The organism is Streptomyces sp. NPDC028331 (genome assembly GCF_055565775.1).
This window is the reverse complement of record NZ_JBVHTR010000014.1, coordinates 90,768-112,794: the sequence shown is the minus strand read 5'-3', so window position 1 is coordinate 112,794 and position 22,027 is coordinate 90,768. Positions and strand designations below refer to the sequence as shown.

The 22,027-nt window shown below is 71.8% G+C and carries 23 protein-coding genes; 11 read left to right on the top strand and 12 right to left on the bottom strand.

From position 1 onward, the window contains the following. Positions 1-16: 16 nt before the first annotated feature. Entirely contained in the window at positions 17-706 is a 690-nt protein-coding gene (locus ACZ4SW_RS21595) for a ribonuclease H family protein (RefSeq protein ID WP_468246475.1), read from the top strand. Between the two features lie 85 nt (positions 707-791). Here ACZ4SW_RS21595 and melC2 read toward each other — a convergent pair whose 3' ends face one another. The 3 genes from melC2 to ACZ4SW_RS21580 form a co-directional block, all read right to left on the bottom strand. Next, a complete protein-coding gene (gene melC2 / locus ACZ4SW_RS21590) occupies positions 792-1,613 on the bottom strand; it encodes a tyrosinase MelC2 (protein ID WP_468246469.1) in 822 nt (273 codons plus the stop codon). Positions 1,614-1,676: 63 nt separating this feature from the next. Continuing rightward, positions 1,677-2,078, bottom strand: coding sequence for an apotyrosinase chaperone MelC1 (gene melC1 / locus ACZ4SW_RS21585; RefSeq protein WP_468246463.1), 402 nt, complete (start codon positions 2,076-2,078; stop codon positions 1,677-1,679). Between the two features lie 334 nt (positions 2,079-2,412). Beyond that, positions 2,413-3,039 (bottom strand): alpha-ketoglutarate-dependent dioxygenase AlkB, encoded by a 627-nt coding sequence (locus ACZ4SW_RS21580; protein WP_468246456.1) that lies wholly within the window; start codon positions 3,037-3,039, stop codon positions 2,413-2,415. Between the two features lie 366 nt (positions 3,040-3,405). Here ACZ4SW_RS21580 and ACZ4SW_RS21575 point away from each other — a divergent pair, with 366 nt between their 5' ends. Further along, entirely contained in the window at positions 3,406-5,172 is a 1,767-nt protein-coding gene (locus ACZ4SW_RS21575; RefSeq protein WP_468246449.1) for a M4 family metallopeptidase, read from the top strand. 44 nt (positions 5,173-5,216) lie between these two features. Here ACZ4SW_RS21575 and ACZ4SW_RS21570 read toward each other — a convergent pair whose 3' ends face one another. After that, positions 5,217-5,888: an AIM24 family protein gene (locus ACZ4SW_RS21570; RefSeq protein WP_468246443.1), complete on the bottom strand. Its 672-nt coding sequence runs from the start codon at positions 5,886-5,888 to the stop codon at positions 5,217-5,219. A gap of 146 nt (positions 5,889-6,034) precedes the next feature. Here ACZ4SW_RS21570 and ACZ4SW_RS21565 point away from each other — a divergent pair, with 146 nt between their 5' ends. Then, positions 6,035-6,787, top strand: a complete 753-nt coding sequence (locus tag ACZ4SW_RS21565; RefSeq protein WP_468246437.1) for a L,D-transpeptidase family protein — start codon at positions 6,035-6,037, stop codon at positions 6,785-6,787. 196 nt (positions 6,788-6,983) lie between these two features. Here ACZ4SW_RS21565 and ACZ4SW_RS21560 read toward each other — a convergent pair whose 3' ends face one another. Continuing rightward, a complete protein-coding gene (locus ACZ4SW_RS21560) occupies positions 6,984-8,186 on the bottom strand; it encodes an ABC transporter substrate-binding protein (protein WP_468246430.1) in 1,203 nt (400 codons plus the stop codon). Between the two features lie 380 nt (positions 8,187-8,566). On the opposite strand from ACZ4SW_RS21560, the gene ACZ4SW_RS21555 reads away from it, so the two are divergent. The 3 genes from ACZ4SW_RS21555 (at position 8,567) to ACZ4SW_RS21545 (ending at position 11,522) form a co-directional block, all read left to right on the top strand. Continuing rightward, positions 8,567-9,427 carry a PDC sensor domain-containing protein gene (locus tag ACZ4SW_RS21555; protein WP_468246422.1) on the top strand — a complete coding sequence of 287 codons (861 nt, stop codon included), beginning with the start codon at positions 8,567-8,569 and terminating at the stop codon, positions 9,425-9,427. Positions 9,428-9,715: 288 nt separating this feature from the next. After that, positions 9,716-11,023, top strand: a complete 1,308-nt coding sequence (locus ACZ4SW_RS21550) for an MFS transporter (RefSeq protein ID WP_468246415.1) — start codon at positions 9,716-9,718, stop codon at positions 11,021-11,023. Between the two features lie 109 nt (positions 11,024-11,132). After that, complete coding sequence (locus ACZ4SW_RS21545) at positions 11,133-11,522, top strand: DUF6479 family protein (protein ID WP_468246408.1); 390 nt, start codon at positions 11,133-11,135, stop codon at positions 11,520-11,522. 42 nt (positions 11,523-11,564) lie between these two features. Here the strand turns inward: ACZ4SW_RS21545 and ligD are convergent, their stop codons facing one another. The 3 genes from ligD to ACZ4SW_RS21530 all read right to left on the bottom strand — a co-directional run bounded on the left by ligD (position 11,565) and on the right by ACZ4SW_RS21530 (position 15,301). After that, positions 11,565-12,536, bottom strand: a complete 972-nt coding sequence (gene ligD, locus ACZ4SW_RS21540; RefSeq protein WP_468246403.1) for a non-homologous end-joining DNA ligase — start codon at positions 12,534-12,536, stop codon at positions 11,565-11,567. Positions 12,537-12,781: 245 nt separating this feature from the next. Then, positions 12,782-14,554: a phospholipid carrier-dependent glycosyltransferase gene (locus ACZ4SW_RS21535; protein WP_468246397.1), complete on the bottom strand. Its 1,773-nt coding sequence runs from the start codon at positions 14,552-14,554 to the stop codon at positions 12,782-12,784. A gap of 246 nt (positions 14,555-14,800) precedes the next feature. Further along, complete coding sequence (locus tag ACZ4SW_RS21530) at positions 14,801-15,301, bottom strand: hypothetical protein (protein WP_468246391.1); 501 nt, start codon at positions 15,299-15,301, stop codon at positions 14,801-14,803. Between the two features lie 226 nt (positions 15,302-15,527). Between ACZ4SW_RS21530 and ACZ4SW_RS21525 the strand changes: the two genes are divergently transcribed. Beyond that, positions 15,528-16,058, top strand: a complete 531-nt coding sequence (locus ACZ4SW_RS21525; RefSeq protein WP_468246384.1) for a hypothetical protein — start codon at positions 15,528-15,530, stop codon at positions 16,056-16,058. 24 nt (positions 16,059-16,082) lie between these two features. On the opposite strand, the gene ACZ4SW_RS21520 is transcribed toward ACZ4SW_RS21525, so the two are convergent. Together ACZ4SW_RS21520 and ACZ4SW_RS21515 are read right to left on the bottom strand one after the other, a co-directional pair. After that, positions 16,083-16,538: a hypothetical protein gene (locus tag ACZ4SW_RS21520; RefSeq protein ID WP_468246377.1), complete on the bottom strand. Its 456-nt coding sequence runs from the start codon at positions 16,536-16,538 to the stop codon at positions 16,083-16,085. Between the two features lie 82 nt (positions 16,539-16,620). Next, positions 16,621-17,487, bottom strand: coding sequence for an alpha/beta fold hydrolase (locus ACZ4SW_RS21515; protein ID WP_468246370.1), 867 nt, complete (start codon positions 17,485-17,487; stop codon positions 16,621-16,623). Between the two features lie 60 nt (positions 17,488-17,547). Here ACZ4SW_RS21515 and ACZ4SW_RS21510 point away from each other — a divergent pair, with 60 nt between their 5' ends. Beyond that, positions 17,548-18,036 carry a MarR family winged helix-turn-helix transcriptional regulator gene (locus tag ACZ4SW_RS21510; RefSeq protein WP_468246363.1) on the top strand — a complete coding sequence of 163 codons (489 nt, stop codon included), beginning with the start codon at positions 17,548-17,550 and terminating at the stop codon, positions 18,034-18,036. 321 nt (positions 18,037-18,357) lie between these two features. On the opposite strand, the gene ACZ4SW_RS21505 is transcribed toward ACZ4SW_RS21510, so the two are convergent. Continuing rightward, on the bottom strand, positions 18,358-18,618 hold the full coding sequence (locus ACZ4SW_RS21505) for a hypothetical protein (protein ID WP_468246357.1): 261 nt from the start codon (positions 18,616-18,618) through the stop codon (positions 18,358-18,360). Positions 18,619-18,781: 163 nt separating this feature from the next. Continuing rightward, positions 18,782-19,174, bottom strand: a complete 393-nt coding sequence (locus ACZ4SW_RS21500; RefSeq protein ID WP_468246351.1) for a helix-turn-helix domain-containing protein — start codon at positions 19,172-19,174, stop codon at positions 18,782-18,784. A 231-nt stretch (positions 19,175-19,405) separates the two neighbouring features. Here ACZ4SW_RS21500 and ACZ4SW_RS21495 point away from each other — a divergent pair, with 231 nt between their 5' ends. The 3 genes from ACZ4SW_RS21495 to ACZ4SW_RS21485 all read left to right on the top strand — a co-directional run bounded on the left by ACZ4SW_RS21495 (position 19,406) and on the right by ACZ4SW_RS21485 (position 22,016). Further along, positions 19,406-19,621, top strand: coding sequence for a hypothetical protein (locus ACZ4SW_RS21495; RefSeq protein WP_468246343.1), 216 nt, complete (start codon positions 19,406-19,408; stop codon positions 19,619-19,621). Between the two features lie 207 nt (positions 19,622-19,828). Next, positions 19,829-20,047, top strand: a complete 219-nt coding sequence (locus tag ACZ4SW_RS21490; protein WP_468246336.1) for a hypothetical protein — start codon at positions 19,829-19,831, stop codon at positions 20,045-20,047. A 79-nt stretch (positions 20,048-20,126) separates the two neighbouring features. Next, positions 20,127-22,016: a hypothetical protein gene (locus ACZ4SW_RS21485; protein WP_468246330.1), complete on the top strand. Its 1,890-nt coding sequence runs from the start codon at positions 20,127-20,129 to the stop codon at positions 22,014-22,016. The last annotated feature ends 11 nt before the right edge of the window (positions 22,017-22,027 follow it).

The following is a 22,027-nucleotide window of genomic DNA, read 5'->3' as shown; positions in this document are numbered from 1 at the left end:
GGCGGCCGGGCGTGGCATGATCAGGGGCATGCCTGAACGTGTTGTGGCCGCCTGCGACGGAGCTTCGAAGGGAAACCCGGGACCCGCCGGATGGGCCTGGGTCGTCGCCGACGACGACGAGATCCCGAGCCGCTGGGAGGCCGGACCGCTGGGCACCGCGACCAACAACGTCGCCGAACTCACGGCCCTGGAACGGCTGTTGACCGCCGTCGACCCGGGGATCGCGCTGGAGATCCGCATGGACTCCCAGTACGCGATGAAGGCGGTCACCACCTGGCTGCCCGGCTGGAAGCGCAAGGGATGGAAGACCGCCGCCGGCAAGCCCGTCGCCAACCAGGCACTGGTCGTCCGCATCGACGAGCTGCTGGCCGGCCGCGAGGTGGAATTCCGCTATGTGCCCGCCCACCAGGTCGGCGGCGACCGCCTCAACGACTTCGCGGACCGTGCCGCGAGTCAGGCGGCCACCGTGCAGAAGGCGGCGGGCAGCTCCTACGGCTCCCCGGAGCCCCCGCCGTCGTCCGAGCCGGCCGCCGTCGCGCCGGCCCGCCGTGGCGCGCCCGCGCGGAAGCGGACCACCACGCGCACGATCAAGGCGAAGTTCCCGGGCCGCTGCGTCTGCGGCCGCTCGTACGCGGCGGGCGAGCCCATCGCCAAGAACGCCCAGGGCTGGGGCCACCCGGAGTGCCGTACGTCCGACGACACCTGAGGTGACCGGCGGTGTGGCCGGCGACTTCCCGGGCTGCCGCCGGCGGTGCCCGGACACCGGCTCCCCGCTGCCCGGGCCCAAGCCCTCAGTCGGTGTCGAAGGTGTAGTACGCCCTGTGGTCCAGCAGGTCGGCGGGGCGCACGTCGTTCCACGGCCGCATCGGCTCCTCCAGGTCGACGACGTCCGGCGTGCCGCCCGTGGGAAGGTAGCCGGAGCCGGGGTGGCGGCGCTGCCACTCGGCCCACAGCTTGTCGACGTAGGCGTGGTGCAGCCAGAAGACCGGGTCGTTGGGGGAGACCCCGGTGGCCATCTGACCGCCGACCCACACGTGGACGCGGTTGTGCAGGTTCACGCCGCGCCATCCTTCGAGATGGTTGCGGAAGCCGTCCGAGGCGCTGTTCCAGGGCGCCGTGTCGTACGTGGGGATCGCGAGCACGGAGTCGACCTCGGCCCGGGTCGGCAGCGCGCGTCCGCCGCCGAGTGAGCGCCGCAGATACGTACGGCCGTCCACGCGCACCGTGATGGGCCAGTTGCCGGCGGATGCGGCGAACGGCCCGTCCATGACCCGCCCGTCCAGGCTGCGCCCGGTGCCGCCGAGGAAGTCCGGTGCCCACAGCGAGGAGCGCGCCGAGCGGTCGGCGGTCCAGTCCCAGTACGGCAGGGCGACGGAGGAGTCGACGGACTGCAGGGCCTGCTCGAACTCGATCAGGAATCTGCGGTGCCAGGGCAGGAAGGACGGCGAGCGGTGCCCGGTCCGTGCCCCTGTGTCGGTGTCGCCCATGATGAAGGCGTTGTGGGTGGTGACGAAGGCGTCGTAGCGGCCACTGCGCTTGAGTTCCACGAGCGCGGCGACCAGCCGTCGCTTCTCGTCGGCCGTGAGGGTCGCCTGGTTCTTGCGTACGGTCATGTGCGGAAGGCTCCGAAGGGTCCTGGGTGCGGGCGGTGCGGACGGTGCTGGCGGTGCGGGCTGTCAGGTGAGGGGGACAAGAGGAGAGCCCTGCAGCTCGACCACGGCCGCGCGCGCGGCGGCACGCGGGCTCGGCACCGGGTCGTAGTGGCTGACCACGCTGATCCAGCTACCGTCCGCGTTGCGCATCACGTGCAGCTCGACCCCGTCGATGAACACGCCGTATCCCGCGCCGTGGTGGTGCTCGCCGGCCCGGGACCGGCCTTGTATCCGGCGGCCCAGATAGACCTCGTCGAAGTCTTCCGGTGCGCCGTGGTCGTGGCCGTGGCTCTGGTCGTGGCCGTGCCTCGGGCCGCGGTCGTCGTCGTGGGCGTGTCCCGACGCCGCGGCCGACGGGGCGGGGAGGCCGGCGGCGGCGACGGCGGCGCCTGCCGTAAGGGCGCGACGGCGGGTGAGTCGGGGCATGGCGAATCCTCCGGGTCAATGCGGGGTTGACGTGACGCGTCCTGCCTATCCGCCGACGGGCGCGACCCGGAAATCGCCGAAGGGTGGTTGGCCACGATCAGGACAAGTGCCGCCATGTCCTGCAAAGTTGAATCAAGATGATCTTGCTGTCGGAGCTGCCGCGGGCGTGCCGGAACAGGAAGTTCCGCCCTGTCCGGGGCGGCTGGAAGTGGATCTTTCTCTCCCGGGGGCCGTCTCGTGGCCCGGCTCACGCCGCACATGTGACGCGAACCGCCGCCCGCGTCGGGCCGCCGGGGCCCGCCCGGCGGCCAGGGGCGCCGTCCTGTGATGAGGGTCAGCCCACCCCGGCGGGCCGGAACTGGATGCTGATCCGGGGCCCGGTGGCCCGGCTGCTCTTCGGGATCGCGTGCTCCCACGTCCGCTGGCAGGAGCCGCCCATCACGATCAGGTCTCCGTGTCCGAGGGGGCGCCGGATGGCCTGGCCGCCGCCGCGCGGCCGCAGCGCCAGGTCGCGGGGCGCGCCCACGGACAGGATGGCGACCATGGTGTTCTCACGTGCGCCGCGGCCGATGCGGTCCCCGTGCCAGGCGACACTGTCCCGGCCGTCCCGGTAGTAGCAGAGACCGGCGGTGACGAAGGGTTCTCCCAGCTCCGCCGCGTAGTGCGCGGACAGGGCGTCGCGGGCCTGCTCCAGGACGGGGTGCGGCAGCGGCTCACCGGCGTGGTAGTGGGCCAGCAGTCGCGGCACGTCCACCGTGTGGTCGTACATGTGCCGCCGTTCGGCGCGCCAGGGCACCTCGGCGGCCAGTTGCACGAACAGGGCGTCGGCGCCGCTGAGCCAGCCCGGCAGCACGTCGATCCACGCCCCGGCGCCCAGATGTGTCCGCCGTAGCCCGTCGAGCGGGCCGAGCCGGATGTCGTCGGTCTGGTCGAACAGCGAGCCCTGGAGGTGCGCGGCCATACAGGCAGCTTACTCCGTCAATTCGAATCTTTGTTCAATCCGGCCCCGTCCCGGCCGGGCTCGACCCGTCCCGCCCGGTCGGATGCGACGTCGATCACATCCGCCGTGCGGAACGGCCGCGCGCGCAACCGCGGTGCATCCACCCGCCATCCCTCCCTGCGGTGCACGGTCGTCGAACAGTCACGCGAACGCGAACATTCGTAAAGAGATCGCCTCGAAGGTCGTAAAAGAGGGATCTTTCGCCTTTACATGCACATGGCAAATACGTGAGGGTGGCGGACCGGGGCCCGACCAGCCCCACGGCGCCCGACTGCGCCGTATCCGCGGGCGGTTGGCGATCCGGCCGCCCCCGTACGAAGGAACCATGTGCGTAGACCCCACATACGCAGGCTGGCCGTCGCCGTCACCGTGACGACGGCGGCCACGTTTCCCGCCGTCCCGGCGCTCGCCGACGCCACCGCCGCGGCCTCCTCGCCGGTCGACGCGGCCCGGGCCGCCGCGTTCGCACACGCCTCCGCCACCGGTGTCACCCGGGGGGACACCCTGCTGGCGAAGGACGTCATGACCGACCCGGACGGCAAGCAGCACGTCCGGTTCGTCCGCACCCACCAGGGCCTGCCCGTCCTCGGCGGCGACCTCGTCGTCCACCTGGACGAGCGGGGCGGGTACCTCGGCGTGACCCGCGCCACCGACCACGCCGTCGAACCGGCGACGAACGGTGCGAAGCTGACGGCCTCCCAGGCCGAGCAGAAGGCCGCCGCCGCCGCGCAGGGCGACGCCGGTGCCGCCGAACTGGTCGTGGACGCCCGTGCCGGCGGCTCAGCCCTCGCCTACCGGGTGCGGGTCACCGACAGCCGCACCGCCGAGGCCGGCGGCTCCCGCACGGTCGTCGTGGACGCGCTGACCGGCCGGATCCGCAGCGACACACCCGACAGCGAGCAGTTCGTCTCGCCGTCCCTCGAGGAGACCCTGCACAGGCGGGGCGAGTCGGCGACCCCGCAGACCGACGGGGCCACCGCCCTTGCGGGCCTCATGGCGGCGAAGGGCTCCGCGGCCGTCTCGTACCCGTCCACCGCGAACGGCACCGGCGTCTCCCTCTTCGTCGGGAAGGTGCCCCTGACCACCACCCGGACCGCCCGCACGAGCTACCTCCTGAAGGACCCCACCCGCTGGGGCACCGAGACCCGGGACGCGAAGGGCCGGGAGCTGCAGGCGTTCTCCCGCGGCACCGCGTTCACCAGCTCCACCAACAAATGGGGCAACGGCGCCACGTCCGACCGCGCCACCGCCGCGGTCGACGCCCAGTACGGCATCACCAAGACGCTGGACTTCTACAAGAAGACCTTCGGCCGCAAGGGCATCAAGAACAACGGCGCGGGCGCCCATGCGATGGTCCACTTCGGCACCAAGGTCGGCAACGCCTTCTGGGACTCGGCCTGCGGCTGCATGCTCTACGGCGACGGGGACGGCGACCTGTTCAAGAAGCCGCTCGTCGTCCTCGACGTCACCGGCCACGAGCTGACCCACGGCGTCGTCGACGCCACCGCCGGCCTGGAACCGACCCGCGTGGACCAGGAGGGCAACCAGTACGGCGAGCCCGGCGCACTCAACGAGTCGCTCGCCGACATCTTCGGCAGCGGGGTGGAGTTCGCCGCCGACAACCCGAAGAACCCGCCGAACTACCTCATGGGCGAGAAGCTCGGACTGCGGCAGAAGTTCCTGCGCCGCCTGGACCACCCGTCCCTGGACAAGCTCGAGGGCACGGTCGACTACTGGTCGGCCGCGGCGTACGACACGGAGGTGCACGCCGGATCGGGTGTCTCGTCGCACGCCTTCTACCTGCTCGCCGAGGGCAGCGGCAGGAAGACCATCGGCAACGTGGCGTACGACTCGCCGACCTACGACGGCTCGCGGGTGACCGGCATCGGCCGTGCCAAGGCGCTGGCGATCTTCTACCGGGCGCTGACCCGCTACATGGTCTCCACGACCGACTTCCACGGCGCACGCGCCGCGACGCTGAAGGCGGCCGCCGACATGTACGGCGCGACCAGTACCGAGTACCGGACCGTCGACCGGGCGTGGGCCGCGGTCAACGTGACGTCCGCCAACACCCCGCCGCCGGCGGGGCGCTGACCCGCAGGGGCCCCGCCCGTTCCGCGGAGCGGGGCCCCCTCCCGTCAGTGCTCCTTCTGCGGAGCGAGCTCACTGGGCCGTACGACGACGTGTCCCTCACCCTCCAGTTTCAGCTGAACCGCCTCACCCGAACCGCCGCGCAGCATCGACCCGATGGACTGCGAGCGGTGCAGTGAGGTGTGCAGCCGGGCCGTCCAGCCCACGACCGCGTCGGTGTCGACGAACACCGGCAGTCCGGGCGAGACGGGTATCACCAGCGGATTGCCCTCGCAGATCAGCCCGAGCCGGCCACGCCCGGTGAACAGGCTGTTGAACAGCCCGCCGCCGGCGATACCGGCACCCTTCACGGTCTTGATCTCGTACGACAGGGTCGCGTCGAAGCACAGCACGTTGCGCCCGTTCACGGTGAACTCGTCGCCCGGCTCGACGTCCACGAGGAAGCAGTTCTGCGCCTCGTGCGCGAACCACGCCTCGCCCTGCCCGCGCACGGCCATCAGCGGCAGCCCCTCACCGGTGACCGCACGCTTGAGCATCCCGCCCACGCCCTGGCCCTTGCGCTCGAACCTGAGGTCCCCGCGGTAGGCGACCATCGAGCCCTGCCGCGCGAACATCTCACCGCTGACGACGTACCGGATGGACTTTGCGTTCTGCAGGGACATGCCCGGGGCGGACGCGGGCTGCACCATGTGGTCACCGGAAAAGAGATCACCCTTCATGCGGGCATCCTGTCCCGGACGGCTCCCCTCCGCCAAGATCGCCGACGTTCTGAAACCGCAACAACCCTTGTTCGTTCACGAGCAGTTCAGTGTGATTGAATTCGCATTCTGACCACTTCCTTACATGTTTCGGCCAATCTCGAGGTATGACCACAGCAATACGTGTACCGGCGGCCGTGCTCGCAGCCTCCCTGCTGCTGGCCGGGTGCCAGTCGGGGGGCGGGGCGGCACAGACGCGGGCGGCCGTCGCCGCCGACGAGGCCAAGGACACGCCCGTGCCCCCGTCCTCGCCCGCGGCGACGCCCGACCTCCCTCGGCAACTGCCCGGCATCGGGCCCAAGACCGGGGCCGGGATACCGGCGAACGCCCGTCAGGTCGTCGTGGTGACCGGCAAGGACCGGAACTCGCCCGACTCCACGGTCGTGTTGTACGAGCGCACCGACTCCGGCTGGAAGGCCGACCGGCAGTGGCCCGCACACAACGCCCTCAAGGGCTGGACCGACCACCACATGTCCGGTGACCTGCGCTCACCGATCGGCGTCTACGGCCTCACCGACGCCGGAGGGCTCCTGCCCGACCCCGGCACCAAGCTGCCCTACGACCACTCCCAGGGCTTCACCGCCCTCGGCACCGGCTTCGAGGGCGAGTCCCTGGCCGGCGCCTTCGACTACGTGGTGGCCATCAACTACAACCGCGAAGCGGGCACTTCACCGCGCGACTGGACCCGCCCGCTCGGGGAGAGCCGGGGCGGGGGCATCTGGTTCCACGTCGACCACGGCGGTCCCACCCACGGCTGCGTCACCCTGAAGGAGGCCGACATGAAGGCGCTGCTGCGGGCGCTCGACCCGGACCGGCACCCGGTGGTCGTGATGGGCGACGCCACCTCCCTGTCGCGCTGACCCCCTCGCGGCCGGAGCCGCACACGGATGTCAGAAAGCCGTCAGCCTGCGGGAAGCCCCTCTTCCTGGGCCATCCACGGCCCGTTGCGCCCGGCATCGGCCGCGTGTGCGCACACGTGCTGGTCGCGACCCGTGCGACCTCTGCGTCGAGGTCCGCCGTGCCGGGCGGCACGGCGGACGCCGCTCGAGGACCGGCTCAGCCCTTGATCTCGGTCCAGGCCTGCACCCACTTCGCGTACGGCACGCACTTGACGTCCGTACGGCCGTCGAGGCACTGCTCGATGGGCGTGGTCCAGAACGCGATGTCCTTCCAGTAGCTCTCGTCGGTGGCGTGGAAGGTGTCGCAGAAGGCCGGGTCGCTGGTCTGGTCGCAGGACTTGATGTTGGCGGGCGCCTCGCCGTAGTACTCGGCGACCTCGGCGTTGACCTTCGGGGAGATGATCCAGTTCATCCATTTGTAGGCGCAGTTGGGGTGCTTCGCCTTGGCCGAGAGCATCCAGGTGTCGGACCAGCCCGTGGCGCCCTCCTGCGGCAGCACGGCCTTCACCTTGGCGCCCTCGCTCTGGGCGAGGTTGGCGATGACCTGCCAGGTGGTGCCGATGACGGAGTCGCCGCTCTTGAACGCGGAGACCTCCTTCAGGTAGTCGCTCCAGTACTCGCCCACGTTGGCGCGCTGCCTCTTGAGCAGGTCGACGGCCGCCTCGAACTGCTTCTGGTCGAGCGCGTAGGGGTTCTCGATGCCCAGCCCGGGCTGGGTCTCCTTCAGGTACAGAGCCGCGTCCGCGATGTAGATCGGGGAGTCGTACGCGGTGAGGTGACCCTTGTACTTCGCCGCGTCGTCGAAGACCGCGGACCAGGAGACGGGGGCGGGCGAGACCTCCTTGGTGTTGTACATCAGCAGGTTGGCGCCGCGGCCGTGGGGAATGCCGTACGCCGTGCCGTCGACCGAGTTCCAGCTCTGGTTCTTCAGCCCGAAGAAGACGTCCTTGTAGTTGGGCACCAGATCCGTGTTCACCGGGGCCGCCTCGCCGGAGGCGATGAGCCTGAGGGAGGCGTCGCCCGACGCGGAGACGGCGTCGTACTCGCCGGTCTTCATCAGTTTGACCATCTCGTCCGAGCTGGCCGCGACTTTGTTATGGACCTGGCATCCTGTCTGCTTTTCGAAGGGCGTGACCCAGTCCACCTTCGGGTCCGTGGACCCGTCCTCGACATAGCCCGCCCAGGAGATCAGGTTCACCTGCCCTTCCGTCCGGCCCAGTTCGGACTGCGCCTTCAGGTCCGGCGGGTTGAAGCCGGCCGAGGAGGTGGACGCGCTCGACTCGGCGAAGAGCCCGCAGGCGCTGACGAGCAGAAGGGATGAGGCGGCGGCCGTCGCTTTGAGGGATCTGTTCAGACGCAAGGAAATCTCCACGGTGGGGGGAATCGGGGATGAAGTTGTGACGGCGGGTGACAGCGGGTGGGCGGGCGTGCAGGATGCGACCCGGGTGAACGGCGCGACGGTCGGGCCGCACACGGCACCCGGAGTGGGGGTGGCGCGATGACCGGAGCGGCTGCGATCACCACCGGGTCCGGTGGCGGACGCGGACGACGCTCCAGGTCGGAGGGCGGGTGGGTGACCCTGCCCCACGTTCTCCCGCAGGCCGGGGTGGCGCCTTCGGGCGAACGGCGTGGCCAACACCTTACGGAGCGTTGTCGTCCGGTTCAACTTCCGCCGGTGGCAAGTGAGGTGACGCTACGTCAAGATGCGGCGAGGCGAACCGGGCGTATACGGTCGCGGTCATGTCCGACTCCCTGAAGCAGCCCGGTTCCTCACCGTGGCTCGTCCCGCCTCCCGCCCCGACGGGTCCGAGCACGGCCGGGAGCGTCGGCGGCGGCCGCACGGGCGCGGCGACCGCGACACTCGACCCGGTCACCGACACGGGTGTGGCGGCACGGGTGCGCGGCACCCTGGAGGCCGTCTTCGACACCGTCGCCCAGGTCCGGGCCGACACCACGGCGCTGCTGACCCGTCTCGGCGCCCGGGGCCGCCGCCCCGCGACCGCCGACCTCGCGGCGCTGCGCCCCGGCCTCCATCTCCACCTCGCCCGGCAGGAGCTGGTCTCCGGCGTCGGCTTCATCGCGGCACCGGGTCTGCTCGCCGACGTACCGGCGTGGCTGGAGTGGTGGCAGACCCGCGCCGACGGGTCGGTGCGCCCGCTGCTGCTCGACCTCGACCCGCGGCAGTCGGCCTACTCGGACTACACGCACTGGGACTGGTTCGCCCTGCCCCGTGACACCGGGCGCCGCGCGGTCGCCGGGCCCTACGTCGACTACCTCTGCTCCGACGAGTACAGCCTGACGCTGTCCGCGCCGGTCCATGTGGAGGGCCGCTTCGCCGGGGTGGCCGCCGCCGATGTGTACCTTCGCCACTTCGAGGCGGCCGTGATGCCCCTGCTGCGACGGCTGCCCGGGCGGGCCCACCTGGTCAACGCCCGCGGCCGGGTGGCGGCCTCGGCCGACCCGGCCCATCTGGTCGGCTCCCTCACCAAGGGCCCCGACTTCGGCGCGCTCCTCGCCGAGGCGCGACCGGCCCGCCACGAGGGGCTGCGCCTGGTCCCGTGCGACGACATCCCGCTCGTGCTCGTCGTGGCGGAGGGCTGACGGGGCCGCCGCGGGCACGTCAGCAGCGCCCCAGCGGGTCCTGCGCCGCGGCCGCGACCGCCGCGAGCGCGGGCGGGTCCGGCTGTTCCAGGAGGCCGGCGCCGAGCGGTCCCGGACGCGCGGGGTCCGCACCTGCCGCGACGTGGCCCACGCACGTCGTCGCCGCGCCTGAGGCACGGCGGGCCGTCGCCCCCGTCCGGGGCGTTCACGGCGACCCGGGTGTCCGTCCGTCGGGCGGATCGGTGATAGTGAACCCGGAATCGAACCGTGTATGAGGCAAGGAAGTCCGTGGGCACGAGCGAGAGTACGACCGACAACGGAGCGGCCCCCGAAGAGAGACCTGGCCCGGGACCGGCCGAGGTCCGCGGCTGGCGGCGCTGGGCGATGGACACCCGCCCGCTGCGCCGTCCCGCCTACCGCCGCCTGTGGTCCTCGACGATCGTCACGGCGGTCGGCAGTCAGCTCACCGCGGTGGCCGTGCCCAAGCAGATCTACGACATCACGGGCTCGTCGGCGTGGGTGGGGTACGCCAGCCTCGCGGGCCTGCTGCCCCTGGCCCTGTTCGCACTGTGGGGCGGCGCGATCGCCGACAGCATGGACCGCCGCAGGCTGCTCCTGATCACCAACTCGGGCCTCGCCGTCACGTCCGTGCTGTTCTGGGTCCAGGCCGTCACCGGCCTGCAATCGGTCGTCGTCCTGATGGTCCTGCTCGCCCTCCAGCAGGCCTTCTTCGGTCTCAACGCCCCGGCCCGCAACGCCTCCATCGCCCGTCTCGTCCCGGCCGACGAACTGCCCGCCGCGAACGCCCTCGGCTCCACCGTCATGCAGACCGGCCTGGTCGCCGGCCCGCTCCTGGCCGGCACCCTGATCCCCGTCATCGGCCTGTCCGAGCTGTACCTGATCGACGCCCTCGCCCTGTGCGTCACGGTGTGGGCGGTCCTCCGGCTCCCCGCCCTGCCGCCCCAGGCCGCAGGGGCGAACAGCCGTGCGGGCTGGCAGGCGATCGCCGAGGGCTTCCGGTACATCTCGCTCCACACGGTGCTGCTGCTCTCCTTCCTCGCCGACATCATCGCCATGGTCCTCGGCATGCCGCGCGCCCTGTTCCCGCAACTCGCCGCGCGGACGTTCGCGCCCTACGGGGAAGGCCTCGCGCTCGGCCTGCTGTTCGCGGCCATCCCCATCGGCGCGGTGTTCGGAGGCCTGCTGTCCGGCACGTTCTCCCGCGCCCGCCGCCACGGCCTCATGGTGATCGCCGCGGTGATCGGCTGGGGCGCGGCCATCACCGGTCTCGGCCTGACCGCGAATCTCTGGGTGGCCGTCGCGTTCCTGGTGCTCGCCGGCGTGGCCGACATGGTCTCGATGGTCTTCCGCGGCGCGATCCTGCTGTCGGCCGCCACCGACGAGATGCGCGGCCGGATGCAGGGCGTTTTCACGGTCGTCGTGGCGGGCGGGCCCCGCCTCGCCGACGCCCTGCACGGCACGGTCGGCTCGGTCCTCGGCGCTCGCGCCGCCATCGCGGGCGGCGGCCTGATGGTCATCGCGGCGACCCTGGTCCTGGCCCTGGCCACGCCGGCCCTGCGCACGTACCGGATGTGACGTGCGAATTGGCGTCCATTACCGCGGCCCGGTAATTGCGCAGCAATTCCCGGGTCGGATCGGAATTACTCCGGGCGCCATTTCTCCCTGATCGGGGTATCGTCAACACATGAATACGGTGAGCTTTGCACTATCGGCTGCTGCTCGCGTTGATCGCGTTGTTTCCCAGTGGACGCTCAGCGTGTTCTTCATCCTCGTGGGCGTTGTCGTCGCCGGCGCATTGATCTGGGCCGTACGGCTCGGCATGTCCGTACGCGACCGGGAACCGGCACCGCCCCGCCCGGACGAGCAGCCCCACCTGCCCGACGGCGGCCCGGTCCAGGAGGAGCGCGAGGTCAGGGAGCCCGAGGAGGTGCCGCACGCGGGGCAGGAGAGCGAGCGGCTCATGCCGTACCAGCTTCACCACTGCGCGTCCAAGCGGTGCCAGGACCAGCAGCGCAAACGGTGGCTGCCGGGTTCCAGCGGCGGGTTCGGCAGCGGCGGCCCGGGCCATGTGTGAGCCGTGTCGGCCGAGCGGCGTCGCCCACTGGAAACGGGGTCGTCACGGCAGGTCGGCCGCCGAGTCCTCCGGCGCCAGATCCGGGCGCAGCCGCAGCCATGAGGGCTGTCTGAGCAGCCCGGACCGGGTGCGCGTGGTGTAGCGCACCTCCCCGACGAGCCTGGGCAGGACCCAGCGGGCGCCCGCGACCCGCGGATCCCGCTCGAACGGGCACGCCGACGTCTTCAGCGCCTCCAGCAGCCGCGCGAGGTCGGCCCGCTCGCCCTCGCTCCAGCCGGTGCCCACCCGTCCGACATAGCGCAGCCGCCCCGCCTCGGCCCGCTGCCCCACCAGCAGCGCCCCCGGCAGTCCCCGCAGCCGTCCCTGGCCAGGCAGCCAGCCGCCCACGATCACATCGACGGCCCGCACATTGCGGATCTTGATCCAGGAACGGGACCGCACCCCTGGCTCGTACACCGAGTCGAGCCTCTTGCACACCAGCCCCTCGAGACCCGCCTCCCGGGTCGCCTCCAGTGCCCGCGCCCCATGGCCCACGATCGCGCCCGGCGTCGACCAGTGCGCCCCGGTCAGCGCCAGCCCCTCCAGCAGCTCGCGCCGCCGGGCATAGGGAAGCGCGAGCAGGCGCTCGCCGCGCAGGAACATCACGTCGAACACCACCAGGTGCACCGGGATCAGCGCCGCACGACGCACCGCCAGGGCGGGGGAGTGGGCGAGCCCCATCCGGGACTGCAGGCGCTGGAAGTCACCGCGCCCGCTCTCGTCGAGCGCCACCACCTCCCCGTCGAGCACCGCCGGCGTGGCGCCCAGGGCGTCGCCCAGCGGGCGCAGTTCGGGGTACGCGCCGGTGATGACGTCGCCGGAGCGGGCCCGCAGCTCCAGGCTGCCGTCGCCGGGCAGATAGACCACCACGCGCTGGCCGTCCTGCTTGGTCTCGTACGCCCACTGCGCGTCCTGCCCGGCGGGCGGCAGCGTGCCGGGGCAGGCGAGCATGGGGGCGATCAGCGGCAGTCTCACGGGTGAGTTGTGGACACCGTCGCACCCCCTCACGCGTCCCGGCCGGGCGATTTCCCCTGAACGGCCTCCCGCGCTCCCGGCGACCCGACCGGGACCGCCGCGCGGCACCGGCGGGGCCACCGCACCGCGGACGGCTTCGTCCGACTGGGCCAGCGGCTGTCCGGCAAGGACGCAGGCCCGTTGTTCCCCACGTGGACCGGCACCGCCGCAAGCCCCCCGGTCACCAACGTGCCGGGACAGCACACCTAGGGCCGCCGGAAGATCGTGATGGAGTGACCCACGTCGTCGATCGCCCTGCTGCCGCGGATCAGCTCTTTCAGCCGGCCCCCGGCCTTGGCGATCGACGTGTCGGACACCACGAGCAGCCCGTGCACCCGGCTCGGGGGCACCTTCAGCGGGTCGCGCCCGCGGATGCCGTACCAGGAGGGCACACCGCTGCCCTTGTAGACGAGCCAGACGTTCTTCTCGTCCGGGTACCGCTCGCGCAGCCGGTCCGCCAGCCGCCCGAGGTCCTGCCCCCAGTCGACGTTCGAGTCGTGCAGCCTGAGATACGTCTTCGCCGGTCCGCCGAAGGCCTCGTTGGAGTACGGCAGATAGAACGGGTACGTCCGCAGCGAGCTGACCGCCACGAACGCGACCAGGGCGGCGGTCACGACGTACACCCACCGCCGCCGCAGCGCGAGCACGCATGCCGCCGCGACGGCCAGGAACACCGGGACGAAGAGCGCGTAACGCACCCCGAGATCACGCGACCCCTGCATGGCCGCGGCCAGCAGCACCCCCGGCACCAGCAGCACATACGGAACGGCCGGGCGCAGCCGGGGCACCACCGCCATGGCCACCGCACCGCCGAGCCACAGTGCCGGCATGCCGAGCGGCGTCTTCACCAGCAGTGCGGCCGGAAGGTAGTACCAGCGGTTGCCGCTGTAGAGCCGGCCGAACAGGTAGCCGCGCCACTGCGCGCTCTCGAACCCGAACTGGATCCGCATCCCGTCGCGGTACGGCTCCGGGAACGGCGACGCGTCGATGAGCAGCGCGCGCACACCGTGCACCGCGGGCGTGTGCGCGGGTGTCGTCCACCGCAGCCGGGGATCCACGACCAGATAGACGGCCCACACGACGGCCACAAGGACCAGCGCGACCCCCGCGGCCGCCGCCGCGGCGCGTGCCGCGCGCCGCCGCCGTGGTGCGCCGGCGCCCTGTGCCTGCCAGGACGACCACCCGGCCAGCGCCAGCAGCACCGGCACCGCGGGCAGCGTGCTCATCTTCGTGGCCACGGCCGCCCCCGCCGCCACCCCGGCGAGCGGCAGAAACGGCAGCGGCCGCCGCCGTGCCCGCCACACCATCCAGGCCGCGGTCACCACGAATCCCGCCGCCGGCACGTCCAGGGTGGCCAGGGAGCCGTTCGTGATCAGGTCGGGCGAGAACGCGTACAGGGCCAGCGCCGCCAACCCGCCGACCGATCCGGCGAGTTCGCGTGCGAAGCCGAACACCACCAGCCCGAACAGCAGCGTGACCACCATCACCGGCAGCCGGGCCCAGAACATCACCCGCCACGCGTCGTTGCCCGATTCGTACAGCAGCCGCCGCCCCAACTGCCCCTGGTCGCCCTGGAAGCCCGGCTTGAGATGGGGGTGGGCGAAGACGGTGCCGGCCGCGATGATCAGTTTGCCCAGTGGTGGGTGCTCGGGGTTGAAGCGCAGACTGTGCTCCCGCACGTACACGACCGCCGTGCCGACGTACACGGGTTCGTCGATGGTCGGGGTCTGCCGCACCGCGGTGGTGGCCATGGCGAACGCCATCTGGGCCAGCAGCGCGCACACCGCGAGCACGAGCAACGGCCGCCGGTGCCGCCGCAGCCGCGCCCGGAGACCCGCGCCGTCGGCGTCCGTCCGGGAAGGGGTGCCGGCCGGCCCCGAGGGCGCGTCGCCGTCGGGCGTGACGGGTGTCTGCTGGTCGTACGTCATCGTCCGCGCCCCCGGTCGTACGTCGCGTCCGAGCCGTCCGCGCCCCTGCATGCTGCCATGACCTCTGCTACGTCGGCACGGCACGACCTTGCTCAATCGCGCGCGTGCCGTGATCCGAAGGACACGGGTGCCTGAGCACTGGCCGCAGGGCGTGAGACGGCCGTACCCGGCAGCCCGAACCAACCAACTCCCAAGCGTCGACCGGCCGTTGGGACTCGAACGCATACGGCGCGGATGCGCCGAATGATCCGTGCGGGCGTTCGGGTGGCCGGAAATCCGCAGCAGCCCTGCCCTCGGTCAGGGTCGGGCGTACTCCTTCCGGACCGCGGCGGCGAGTCGGGCGAGGGCCTCCTCGGCCCGGGTGCGGTCGGCCGCGTCGAGCACCGCCAGCGCGTCCGCCGCGGCCTCCCGGACCCGCTGGGGCACCTCGTCCAGGGCGGCCATCCGATAGGCGACGGTGCGCCGCGCGGCCCGCTCCTCCCGGGTGACTCCCAGGGGGCCGGTACGGGGGAAGACGGCGGCCTCGTACGCGGCGACGTGCACCAGCACCCCGTGGGCGATCCCCTCCGCGTAACCGCGCATGCCCGCCTGCCGCTGGGCCGCGGCGAAATGTGCCAGCGCACGCCGACGGAAGATCAGGGCGCCGAGTGCGCCCGCCGCGCCCGCGCACGCAGCGGCCACGAGAGCCCCCCGAGCACCGGCGAAGAGGGCGCCGACGAGGGCGCCGCTCGCGGTGGTCAGGCAGACCAGCCCGGTGACGAGGAGAAGCAGGGCGCGGGCGGGCGTGATCGGGGCCATGACCTGCAGTCTGCCAGCGGTCCGGGAGCCCCGTGCCCGGCCTGCCGCGCACGTGATGTGCGACACGTGCGCGATCGCCTTTCGCACGGCGCTGAAGCGATTCATGCTGGGCACGGCTTGATCGGTGATCCAGCCAGGCGAATACACCGGCCGCCGGATCTTGCTTGCATTTGACACTTTGTTGCGTGCGCGGATAGGAACATGGCCGGAAGTGGAGAGGTGGACCGTGCACGAGCCCCATGTGATCGGTGACTGGCAGGAATGCGCGGACGAGCATGCCGGTCTGCGCGTCCGCGTCCACGGGCTGGAAAAGGCGGAGCCGCCGCGTGGGCGCGACGAGGCGGCCGAAGACCTCACTTATTTCCGCTTCCGGGTGACCGTCGAAAACCGTTCGGGGGAACCGGTCGGCATCCATCTGGAAGACGGCCAACTGGACGTCAGGACCGGCCCCGACGGCGAGAGCGCATTTCTCGACTGGCGCAACTCGCACTTCATCGAGGGTTTCGACGTGTACCCGCTGCGCCGTGCGACCGCCGTCCTGTACGCCGCGGCACCGGAGTCCGCTCTGAGCCTGGTGGACATCCAGGTCCAGTTGAAGGCGGACGACGAATGGACCGACCGGTATCTGTGGTCCGGCGACATGACCGTCCCCGACGGCCTGCCGGGTGCGGCCGCCCGCTCCGACGCCGTCTCCGAGACCCTGGCCGGCCAGATCAGCACCTTCCTGCGCGACCAGGCCGAACGCGGCCAGCACTGAGGCCCGGGGAGTTCGGGGGGACCGCTAACGCCGGATGGCGCGGACCAGCCACGGCGTCAGCGAGGTGCGCGGGATCAGCTCCCTGTACGTCTCGTCCCCGGGCAGCGGAACGATCAGCCACTGACCGGGCGGGAAGAACCGCTCCCTGACATGGGCCCGACCGCCGTAGACGGACCGCAGGAACGCCGGGACCGCGTCGCGGGGAAGATCCTCGAACTCCACGTCGTCGACAGTGATCTTCGCGTCGTCCTCGGGGAAGAGCCGGACGGTGACGGCCGGCGTGCCTCCCAGCTCGACGAACGCCTCGTGCGGCAGCGAACCGTCCGGATCGAGAACCGCGAACGCCCCGGCCGAGGTGCGACGGGAGGTCTGGTCCGCGCCGATGTCGTCGGTGACGGTCACCGCCCGCCCGTACTCCCGCGCGATCTCACGTAGGGCAGCGACGGCCGACTCGGTGGTGGGCAGGTGCGGATGCGTCATGGCCCCATGACAGCAGGGGATGGCGACGTGCCGCCACCCCCGCGAAGCGGACGGGCGGACCGGCGGCCGGGGCGGACGGTCCTCAGTCGAGGAAGTCGAGGATCAGCCGGTCGACCTCCTGGGCGTGGGCGAGCGGCAGCGTGTGATGGGTCGCCGTGGGCAGCACGTGGATCCGGGCGTGCGGCGCTCGCTGTCGTACGCCCTCACCGATCGTCCGGATGTCGTGCGCGCGGCTGCGGGCCGCCAGTACCACCAGCAGCGGCACCGTGGAGCGGCGCAGCAGCTCGGGTTCGGGCGGGCGGGGATCGACGATCTTGGGGATGTACCCGGCCGTGCCGCGCGCGGTGAGTTCCAGCCACCCCTCGTCCAGCGCCGTCCCACCCGTCTCCCACCCCAGAAACGCACGCGCCGCCCGCTCGCTCGGCTTCACGAACAGCGGCACGGCCCGCAGCACGTACCGCCTCCGGTATCCGCCGAAGCAGCGCGTGGGGTCCAGCAGCACCGCCCCGCTCACCCGCTGCGGCGCGTGCAGGGCATAGGTGAGGGACAGCCAGGCGCCGTACGAGTGCCCGCACAACGCCGCACGCTCGATAGCCAGCCCGTCCAGCACCTCGTCCAGCCATGCCATCAGCTCGTCCCTGCCGTGCACCGGGCGGCCGTCCGCGATGCTCCGCCCGGCCTGACCGATGGTGTCCACCGCGTGGACGCGGAACCGGGCGCCGAGCCCTGCGACATCGGCCAGCCAGACCGCCGACGTGGCGCCTCCACCGGGGAGCAGGACCAGCGCCGGTGCGTCCGACGGGCCGCAGGAGTTCACGCGCGTCGTCCCATAGCTGGTGGGCACGTCGGCACACTCGACCGGCACCGGCCAGCGCCCCAGCACGGCGTCGTACGCCGCGAGGAAACGCGCCTCTGCTTGTGAACTGCGGAAACCTGGCGCACCGGACATGCGACCTCCCCTGTCGAAACAGCACACCGATCATGCCTCACTCAACGATATACTCACTCATTGAGATATCAACTCGTGGAAGGGCGCCACGTGGACCACCGGAACCCACGTCTCCAACTGGTGCACCTGCTGCGCGGCATCACCGTCGAACTCGACCTGCTCGGCGCGGAGTTCGCGGCGCGGAACAGCCTGCACCCCACCGATCTGCGTGCACTGATCCACCTGCTGGACTTCGACAGGGCGGGCACCGACGCGACGCCCGGTCGGCTCGGTGCGCAGCTCGGACTGAACTCCTCGGCCGTCACGGCCGTCATCGACCGGCTGGAGCGGCAGGGCCTGGTCGGCCGCGGACACGACCCGCGGGACCGCCGCCGTGTCCTCCTCACCGTCACCGACCGGGCGACCGACCTCGGCTGGTCCTTCTTCGGTCCGCTGATCGGCCGGCTGGTCGCGGTGGAAGACGACTTCGACGACCGCGAACTCGACTCCGTACGGCGCTTCCTGGAGGCCACGCGATCCGTCCTGGTGGCGGCCCGTCAGGAGAAGTAGCCGTCGGCACCCTCCCCGCGCGACCCGCTCCGCGCGGTCGGCGTTCCGGGCCCTTCGGGAGGCTCGTGATCAATACATCTAGTCGCCGCGATGCCGCCAGTACCAGACCGCACCGGCGACCAGGGCGCACAGGAGGGCCAGCGGCACGATCAGGCCGGGGATGCGGGCCGGGCTCATCGGCGTGCCAGGAGAAGGGAGCGGCGGTGCGGGGTCGTTGCCATGGCTTGATCGTGCCTCTGTTTGGCGCGCGGGGCCATGGCCGCGGCGCTTGGAATTGTGTACGAGCGGGTCACTCCGGTGCCCGGCGGCCCCGGGCGCGGCTCACTCGCGGTAGACGGTGAGCACGGCCCCGTTGATCTCGATGCGCTGCGGCGTGGGGCCCTCACCGCGGCGCAGCAGGGCCAGGCACTGGTCGAAGAGGGCCAGTTCCTCCTCGCTGAGCACCGCCGCCGCGAGATCGAGGAGTTCCCCGAGGGCGGCGTCGGTGAGGTCGGCCGGCAGTTCGCCGGAGAGCAGGACCACGGATTCTCCCGTCGGTCCCTTGACGATGGCGGTGGCGGGGCCGCCGTGTACGAAGAGCAAGTTTCCCCCCAGAGGAACCCGGGGCGTGCGGCTCACGGGGCCCCGGGCAGGAGGAGAGACTAGCGGCGGATCATGCGTCTTCGGGCCGAAGTGACGTCTTCTGGTGCAAGTGACCGGTGGGGCGAGGGACGCCTCGCCGTACCCCGGCCGGCCCCGGGAGTGTTCAGGACGCGTCCGCGGAGCGGCCGAGCAGCGACTCGACGAGCGCCGCGACATGGCGGCGGTCCTCGGCCGACAGGCGCTGCACACTCGCGATGAGCACGTCCACCTCGGGGTCCCCCGACCCCTCGGATGCCGGGGCCGGTTCGGCGGCGGGGGCGTAGAGGTGGATCCCGCAGGCTTCGGCGGCTGCCCGGCGGATCGTGTCCAACGGCAGACCCAGGCCCTGGGCCAGCCCCTCGAGGGTGGCCGGCTGCGGCATCCGGGCCATGTGATCGGTCGTGGCGAGGTGGTGCACGGTCGAGCGGGGAATGCCTCCGCGGCGGGCGACGTCGCCGTACGACCAGCGCTCACTGTCCAGCCGGTCGCGGATGATCTGCTGCAGTGCGTTGGCCACCGATGGTCACTTCCTGCTCGCCGCCGGGCGGAACTCTTCCGCGTCGGATCATTCTAGGGGCGACTTGGGTGCATGACGGAAGGTGTTCTCCCGAACCGCTTGCGTCACACCCGCCTCGGCCCCTAGTGTCCAATCTCGTTGGACAGCCCGTCCGACGGAGTTGGACACGGTCCGGGGGGACCTGAACGTGTCCGACGGCACCGCGTTACGAACCCCGAGGGGGAATCGACCATGATGGATCCGCGTGAGCTGGACGCCGAGTCCGCGGAGCTGCTGCCGGGCCGCGAGGCCCTGGGCCGGCTGAAGTTCAGCTTCGGCAAGACGGTGAACGTCACCAAGCACGTCGCCAACGTCTCCGCGCACAACGAGTCGGCCGCGCTCAACGACCACTCCGCGTGGTCGGTGGCGGACTCGGGCGCCGCCCAGTCCATCAACATCACCCAGTGATCCGGTGCCGCACGGCCCGGCGCCCCGGCACCGTGCGGCACCCGGTACCGCCGCGGCGACACCTCACCACACCTCCGCTCGCCGCGGCGGTACCACCATCGGGCGGCAACACCTGACGATTTGTCACCCCATACCGGCCGGGCGGCGATCCGCGTCCGCCCGGCCCCACCACGCCTTACAACGAACGTCTTTCTGAAAGGACACGCCATGAGCATGAACGCCCACGAGCTGGACGCCGAGACCGCGGAGCTGCTGCCGGGCCGCGAGGCCCTGGGCCGGCTGAAGTTCAGCTTCGGCAAGACGGTGAACGTCACCAAGCACGTCGCCAACGTCTCCGCGCACAACGAGTCGGCCGCGCTCAACGACCACTCCGCGTGGTCGGTCGCCGAGTCCCAGGCCACCCAGTCGATCACGATCCACCAGTAACCCCCGGACCACGAGGGCACGTTCAGCGGACCGCGCCAGGGGCAGGCGCGGTCCGCATCCGGGGGGAGGAAAGGCGCACATGACGCTGCTGGGGGAGAACACCGCGGCACTTCACGACACCGGCCCGGTGCCGGGGCCCGGGGGAATCCCGGTGACGTACGAGCAGGTCGCCACCGGCGGCCTCGCCGTCGCCGGCCCGGACAAGCCGCTCGTACCGCGGCTGAGCGCCGGGCTCCAACTGCACGGCGAGTACCAGGGGTCGGGATTCACCGAGCCGAGGTACATCGCCCGTCGGGGGGACGGGCAGGTCGTGCAGCTCACGCGGCTGCTGCATCTGGTCGCATCGTCGATCGACGGCAGCCGCGACGTCGAGACGGTCGCCCACCGGGTCAGCGCCCGGTTCGGACGCGAGGTCAGCGCGGACAACATCCGCTATCTGATCGAGAACAAGCTGGAGCCGCTCGGTGTGACGGTCCCCGAGGGCCAGGAGGACGACCAGGTCTCCGCCCCCCGGTCGGACCTGCTGCTGGCGCTCAAGGGACACCGCGTCCTGTTCGACGAGCGACGCGTGGCGAAGATCGCCGGCGCCCTCGCCTGGCTGCACCGTCCCCTGGTCGTCATGGCCGTCCTCGCGGGCGTCGCGGTCCTGGACGTGTGGCTGTTCGTTTTCTTCGGCGCGATCACACCCGTGCTTCAGGTGCTGGACCAGCCGGTGCTGCTGCTCGTCGTGTTCGTGCTGACCGTGGCGTCCCTGGTGTTCCACGAGTTCGGCCACGCCTCCGCCTGCCGCTACGGCGGGGCCAGACCCGGCTGCATCGGCTGCGGGCTGTTCCTCATCTGGCCCTCGATGTACACGGACGTCACCGACGTCTACCGCATCGGCAGGGCCGGCCGGCTCCGCACCGACCTCGGCGGTGTCTACTTCAACGTCGTCTTCATGCTGGCCATGGCCGGCGCCTACGCCCTGAGCGGCCAGGCGTTCTTCCTGGCGGCCGTCTATCTCGGCCATTTCGAGATCCTCGAACAGCTCATGCCGGCGGTACGCCTCGACGGCTACTACATCCTCGGCGACCTCGCCGGAGTCCCCGACCTCTACGGCAAGATCAAGCCGATCCTGCTGAGCCTGGTCCCGGGCGCCACCGGGCGCAGGGCCCGCGCCGAGGTGACCGCGCTCAAGAAGTCCGCGCGGGCCATCGTCGCCGTCTGGGTGCTGACGATGGTGCCGCTGATCATCGGCGAGCTCGGCTACGCACTGTGGAACCTGCCCCGGATCACCACCACGATGATCCGCTCGCTGACCGAACAACTCCTCGGCACGGGTGGCGCGTTCGCGCACGGCCAGATCGCGGCCGGCCTGATGGGCGTGATCGGCTGCGTCATGCTGCTGTGCCCGATGGCCGGCGTGGTCTACCTGTCGGTGAAGCTCGGCGGACGCCTGTGGCGGGGCGGCGTGAAGGCGACGGCCGGACGGCCACGGCTGCGCCTCGCGCTGTGCGCGCTGCTGGTCGTCGGCCTCGGCGGCCTGAGCTACGCCTGGGTCTCGGGTCTGACCCCGCGCCCGCTGCCGAAGCAGCCGCCGATCGCCCCGATCCTGCAGCCCGGGGTCTCCACCTCGCCCCCGCCCGCCCGGCACGCCACGCTCCCGGACCGGCACACGGCCGGACCGTCGGCCACGGCCACCACCAGGCCGTCCGGCACGGCGTCCCCGAACGCCTCCGCCGGCCCTTCGGCCTCGGCCGTTCCCTCGCCCTCGGCGAGCCCGCACCCCAGCGACTCCAAGGCGTCACCGCCGGGCACGGCCGGCCGGCCCTCCGACAGCCCGGCCCCCAGCGGGCAGCCCCCGACCTCGGCGCCCGTGGGTCCCGCCCCCGGCTCGCCGTCCGCGCCGTCGTCCCCGGCCGACAGCCCGTCCGCGCCGGTCAGTTCCAGCCCGCCGCCGGCCGGAACGCCGTCGCCCACCGCCTCCTGATCGCCCCGGCA

Excerpts from the sequence above, each read along its gene's own strand:
- ACZ4SW_RS21595 (WP_468246475.1), top strand. The coding sequence starts at position 17 with ATGATCAGGGGCATGCCTGAACGTGTTGTGGCCGCCTGCGACGGAGCT.
- melC2 (WP_468246469.1), bottom strand. The coding sequence starts at position 1,613 with ATGACCGTACGCAAGAACCAGGCGACCCTCACGGCCGACGAGAAGCGA.
- melC1 (WP_468246463.1), bottom strand. The coding sequence starts at position 2,078 with ATGCCCCGACTCACCCGCCGTCGCGCCCTTACGGCAGGCGCCGCCGTC.
- ACZ4SW_RS21580 (WP_468246456.1), bottom strand. The coding sequence starts at position 3,039 with ATGGCCGCGCACCTCCAGGGCTCGCTGTTCGACCAGACCGACGACATC.
- ACZ4SW_RS21570 (WP_468246443.1), bottom strand. The coding sequence starts at position 5,888 with ATGAAGGGTGATCTCTTTTCCGGTGACCACATGGTGCAGCCCGCGTCC.
- ACZ4SW_RS21565 (WP_468246437.1), top strand. The coding sequence starts at position 6,035 with ATGACCACAGCAATACGTGTACCGGCGGCCGTGCTCGCAGCCTCCCTG.
- ACZ4SW_RS21555 (WP_468246422.1), top strand. The coding sequence starts at position 8,567 with ATGTCCGACTCCCTGAAGCAGCCCGGTTCCTCACCGTGGCTCGTCCCG.
- ACZ4SW_RS21545 (WP_468246408.1), top strand. The coding sequence starts at position 11,133 with ATGAATACGGTGAGCTTTGCACTATCGGCTGCTGCTCGCGTTGATCGC.
- ACZ4SW_RS21535 (WP_468246397.1), bottom strand. The coding sequence starts at position 14,554 with ATGCAGGGGCGCGGACGGCTCGGACGCGACGTACGACCGGGGGCGCGG.
- ACZ4SW_RS21530 (WP_468246391.1), bottom strand. The coding sequence starts at position 15,301 with ATGGCCCCGATCACGCCCGCCCGCGCCCTGCTTCTCCTCGTCACCGGG.
- ACZ4SW_RS21520 (WP_468246377.1), bottom strand. The coding sequence starts at position 16,538 with ATGACGCATCCGCACCTGCCCACCACCGAGTCGGCCGTCGCTGCCCTA.
- ACZ4SW_RS21515 (WP_468246370.1), bottom strand. The coding sequence starts at position 17,487 with ATGTCCGGTGCGCCAGGTTTCCGCAGTTCACAAGCAGAGGCGCGTTTC.
- ACZ4SW_RS21495 (WP_468246343.1), top strand. The coding sequence starts at position 19,406 with ATGATGGATCCGCGTGAGCTGGACGCCGAGTCCGCGGAGCTGCTGCCG.
- ACZ4SW_RS21490 (WP_468246336.1), top strand. The coding sequence starts at position 19,829 with ATGAGCATGAACGCCCACGAGCTGGACGCCGAGACCGCGGAGCTGCTG.
- ACZ4SW_RS21485 (WP_468246330.1), top strand. The coding sequence starts at position 20,127 with ATGACGCTGCTGGGGGAGAACACCGCGGCACTTCACGACACCGGCCCG.